Source organism: Occallatibacter sp. (genome assembly GCF_049802275.1).
Taxonomy (GTDB): Bacteria; Acidobacteriota; Terriglobia; order Terriglobales; family Acidobacteriaceae; genus Telmatobacter.
In genome coordinates this window covers 1-4684 of record NZ_JBARMD010000458.1, presented here as the reverse complement: position 1 = coordinate 4684, position 4684 = coordinate 1, and the positions used below count along the sequence as shown (strand labels likewise).

Below are 4684 nucleotides of genomic sequence, written 5' to 3'. Positions count from 1 at the left end.
TTTCCCAAATCTCCTGCATCACTGCTAACGGTGTGCAGCGCCCGCCAGCCAGATTTGCCGTGTTCTCGATCTCGATCAGGCCCGTCGCCGCGCGAAATGAACCACGCTTGTAAATCACTGGCTCAATGTCTTCCCACTTAAGCCAGCCTCGGTCTGTTGGCACTGCCCGGACCAGGCATCCTGAAAACACTGCGGTCGTAGCCATCTCCCAATCGAGAATATGCGAGCGAGATTCGCATATCACTTCCTGCCCCGGCTGCGTCAGCAGTCGAATCGCAATCTGGTTGCCCATGGTGCCCGTCGGCACAAACAGCGCATCTTCGCGCCCGAAGATCTCGCCAGCCCTCTTCTCCAGCAGGTTTACCGTCGGATCTTCGCCGTACACGTCATCCCCAACTTCCGCTGCCGCCATCGCTGCGCGCATATCCGGTGTAGGCCGCGTCACAGTATCCGACCGCAAATCAATCAACTCAACCATTCTCAGTTCTCAGCTTTCAGCTATCAGTTCTAAGTTTGAGTTTTCGGGGTTTTGCCGTTTGTCACTCCCTACTACATGGTTCCTATTCTCTGTCATTAAGGTATCTGCCCCATCGGCAATTCCATCACAGCCGTCTGCTTGCCATTTATTGATGCATACGCCCACATTCCATGAAAATTCTCCCTCAATCCCGGTTGAGCCTTCAGCAGCGCGCCCAGCACCGCGATCGCCTCCGTACGCAATACTGCTGGATCGTTTGATCCCGTTGACTCGTAAGTAATGCCAAGATCCGGCTCGTGAAGTGAAGCATCCAGACGCACGCTATCGATCTTCCACGTGCGGTCACCGCTCGTCACCGAATACGGAAACGTGTCTGCTGACGGGGCTCCCTTGATCTGCGATTGCTCCTGGACCAGCTTGTCCAGGTTTGGCGAAGAGAGAAAATCGACGGGCAATTCCAGGTAGCGCGCTGCGTCATAGCAATACCACGCGGCCCATGGCAGATTGCTGCGTGCCAATTCGCGCGCCCGCGTCCAATACCACACACCGTCATGCCCATTGAACATACCCTGCCGCGCCGAAAATCCGCCCAGTTTCCATCCGGGCGCTCCAGTCACATCCCAAACAAGCACAAATCCCATTTGCCCGGCCAGAGGCGCCCCTGCCGCATCCGAAAGGACCAGCGCATACTTCCCCGGCGGCAAAGCGTGCATGCTGATCGTCACCGTCATGGAGCCGTTGGCGTTTGAGCAGAAGAACTGCGTATCCGAGGGCGCCGTCAGCGTGCTGGCGTCAAGCAGGTATAAGTTGCGCAACTGAACCTTGCCGCCTTTGACCAGTGGCGCAGCCTGTTCTACTGCCCCGCGAATCCCATCCCATTGCCCCGACATCGCCGGCAGCAACACCGTCTGTAGAGCGCTCGTATCCTGTCGCAGAACGGCATCAGAAAGCTGCTCACCCAGCGACGCGAGGGTGCTGCGGTCTTCCGGCCTTAACTCTGACTGCGTAGTACAGCTAGCTGCGAATCCCGCAGCCGGCGCCGCGATCAAAAGCGCGGCAATAAAACTCCTCTGGCAGAGGCGCATCACTCGCGTTTCCTCACTTCCGCACAGCCTGTTCTGAAGCTTGCAAGCTGTCCGATTTGCCGAACATTGACCGGGCAACAAACCTGTTTTTCATTGAACTTCGCTGCCCGACTTAGCCGACATACCAAACGCATCTGAAAACTCTATGAGCGTTCGACGGCCACTGATAGTCTAATGCAGTGGGGTGGTTCAGAACCCGCGCTGCCGGTCGCGCGTTGCCCCAGGGAGCATATCCCATGCGTACATTCGCCGCACTGCAGTCCCGCGTCATCCCAGCTTCATCAGCGCGGTGTGTGATGCTCTCAGCCTCGCTTCTTGCCGCCGCTCTTTCCAGCGTTTATGGCGCGGCGCAATCGGCATCCCAACCGGCGGGCTCTCCAACGACTTCAAAATCGCAACAAGCCAACGCGCACCACTCCCACGCCCGTTCCAAAAAGCAGGAGCCTCCTCCGGTTGCCCAGGCTCCGCCTCCGATGCCCAATTGGCCGGTAAACGACAAGCCCAACCCCGCGTCCGTGGTTTGGGATGCCAATGGCCTTCGCATCAATGCCTCGAACTCCAGCCTCCAGCAGATCCTCAACGAGGTTTCCACCGAGACTGGAACGAAGGTGGAAGGTATGGGCGCCGATCAGCGCATTTACGGAGTCTACGGTCCCGGCAAGGCGCGCGACGTGATCTCGCAATTGCTGCAGGGCTCCGGATACAACATTCTGCTCGCCGGCGATATCGGCCAGGGAGCTCCGCGCGAGATCGTGCTCAGCCCGCGCCAGAGCGGCCCCGCAGGCGCGCCCGGTGGCATGAATCGCCAACAGCAGGATCCTGACGAAGATATTCCAGATCAGCCGGAAGAGCAGCAGCAGCCCATTCAGCCCCCTCCTCAGTCGCAGGCCCCGATGCGGCCGGGATTCGGCCCCAATGGCCCTATCCGCACTCCGCAGCAGGTGATGGAAGAGATGCAGCAGCGCCAGCTTCAGCAGCAGCAGCAACAAGGCGCTCCTCAACCTAACCCGCAATAATGCCGTCGCCCATTGCTTCGAGGCGCCGGGAAATTCGGCCAGGTGGCCGAGTCTCGTTCGGCTGCGGATTGGCCGCAACCTGCCAACGCCAGGTTAGTTAGAGTGGAGGAAGCAGCGACCGCCAGGTCACTGAAAAGCCGGCTCGCATGAACAGCTTGCACCGGGCCGCGTCTTCATCATCAGGGGTTGTTTACTATTCCGAAGCGAGTTGTGCCTGGACCTTCAGGGGCACCCGCGCGGTTCGCGGCCGCATCAGCGCAAAGCCGACGCGAAAAACTCCGTAGGCTATAAGTACACCGAACGCCATCGATCCTACTGCGGCGCAAACCAGCATCACTAAGTTAAGAGCGTCAGCCATTTCTTTAGACCCCCGTCGAAAATTGCTGGGGAAAGTTCCTCGTTCTTTATTTGCTTCGTGCGCCTGATATTTGCATTAGACGCCGAAGTTTTGTCTAAAGGATTGTCGCAGAAAATCTCATGCGTTGACCCTTGTTTCTATTGGCAAATAGAATACCCCCAGTACGTTTGTAATCCCGTGACCAGCCTCGAAACCAAAGTTCACGGCACCCACAACGAAAGTTCACCGGGTTCCCGCCCACTGGTCCAGGTTCACCGCCATCTCCACCTAGCCCGATCATGTCCATCACACACATTTCGGTGCGTGGCGCGCGCCAGCATAACCTGCGCGACATCAACGTGCGTATCCCACGCAACACGCTGACCGTCGTCACCGGCCTCTCCGGTTCCGGCAAGAGCTCGCTCGCCTTCGATACCATCTACGCCGAGGGACAGCGCCGCTATGTCGAGACGCTCTCCGCCTATGCGCGGCAGTTCCTCGACCAGATCGAGCGCCCCGACGTCGACTCCATCGAGGGCCTCTCGCCCGCCATCTCCATCGAGCAGAAAACAACCAGTCGCAGTCCACGCTCCACGGTCGGCACCATCACCGAGATTTACGACTACCTCCGCCTCCTCTACGCCTCCGTCGGCACCCCCCACTGCCCCAACTGCGGCCGCCCCATCAGCCGCCAGACCGCTGACCAGATTGTCCAGCGCATCCTGCAACTGGGCGCTGGAGAGCGAGTTACCGTCATGGCTCCCGTCGTCAGAGGGCGCAAGGGCGAGTTCAAGGATCTGCTCGATCAGCTTGATCAGCAGGGCTTTCGCGCCCGCGTCGACGGCGAAATCGTCGACCTCTCCGACCCCCCGTCCCTGGACAAACGCAAAAATCACACCGTAGAAGCCATCGTCGACCGCATCCTCCTGAAGCCGTCCACCGAGGACCCAAGTCAAAAGTCCACCGGACCCCAGGCGCCGGGTGCCCCATCCATGACAAAGTCATGGGTGGGAAAGCGAGACACCCAATCAGCCCCCGGTAAACCCTCCGTAGAAAAACGTCTGGAAGCCGCCGTCACCAAAGCCCTCCAGTTAGCCAACGGACTAGTTCTGATCGGACTTGCAAACGGCGAAGAGCAGATCTTCTCCAGTTCCATGGCCTGCCCCGACTGCGGCCTCGATGTGCCAAAGCTCGAACCCCGCAGCTTCAGCTTCAACTCCACCTTCGGCGCGTGTCCGGAGTGCCACGGCCTCGGCTCCCTCTACGATCTCGACCCCGCCAAGGTCATCACTGACTGGTCCAAGCCCTTGCTCGACGGCGGCCTTGGCCCCGGCTCCGCGTCGCAATACCTGCTGCGTCTCATCAATCTCGCCGCTGAACGCTACGACATTGATTTAAAGAAGCCCTTCGAAGATCTGCCTCCCAAGCAGCAGCACATCCTGGTCTACGGGCCGCCCAAGGGCGAAGCCCCCCGCACCGGTTTCCACGGCATTCTCAACTACCTCCGCGACAGCATCGACGAAGCTCGCAGTGACGGCTATCGCGAGTACATGATGACCTTCATGTCGGCAACGCCTTGCCCCGCGTGCCGTGGTAAGCGCCTGCGACCCGAGTCCCTCGCCGTCAAAATCAACGGCCTCTCCATCGCCGACTTCACCGCGCTCCCGCTCAACCGGGCTCTCTCCGCCGCGTACGAGCTCAACTTCACTGCGCGCGAAGCCCTCGGCGCCCGCCTCCTCCGCGAAATCATCTCCGCGCCGCCCATCTC

At 59.7% G+C, this 4684-nt stretch carries 5 protein-coding genes; 2 read left to right on the top strand and 3 right to left on the bottom strand.

Going from position 1 to position 4684, the window contains the following annotated elements; genetic code table 11:
• Positions 1-478 (bottom strand): threonine aldolase family protein (locus tag WA354_RS15870; protein WP_472813996.1); only part of this gene is annotated, 478 nt, incomplete at its 3' end.
• Positions 479-573: 95 nt separating this feature from the next.
• Positions 574-1563: a hypothetical protein gene (locus WA354_RS15865; RefSeq protein WP_472813995.1), complete on the bottom strand. Its 990-nt coding sequence runs from the start codon at positions 1561-1563 to the stop codon at positions 574-576.
• Positions 1564-1799: 236 nt separating this feature from the next.
• Between WA354_RS15865 and WA354_RS15860 the strand changes: the two genes are divergently transcribed.
• Entirely contained in the window at positions 1800-2579 is a 780-nt protein-coding gene (locus WA354_RS15860) for a hypothetical protein (protein WP_472813994.1), read from the top strand.
• A 193-nt stretch (positions 2580-2772) separates the two neighbouring features.
• On the opposite strand, the gene WA354_RS15855 is transcribed toward WA354_RS15860, so the two are convergent.
• Positions 2773-2937 carry a hypothetical protein gene (locus tag WA354_RS15855; protein ID WP_472813993.1) on the bottom strand — a complete coding sequence of 55 codons (165 nt, stop codon included), beginning with the start codon at positions 2935-2937 and terminating at the stop codon, positions 2773-2775.
• Between the two features lie 278 nt (positions 2938-3215).
• Here WA354_RS15855 and WA354_RS15850 point away from each other — a divergent pair.
• A partial coding sequence (locus WA354_RS15850) for an excinuclease ABC subunit UvrA (RefSeq protein WP_472813992.1) occupies positions 3216-4684 on the top strand: 1469 nt, incomplete at its 3' end.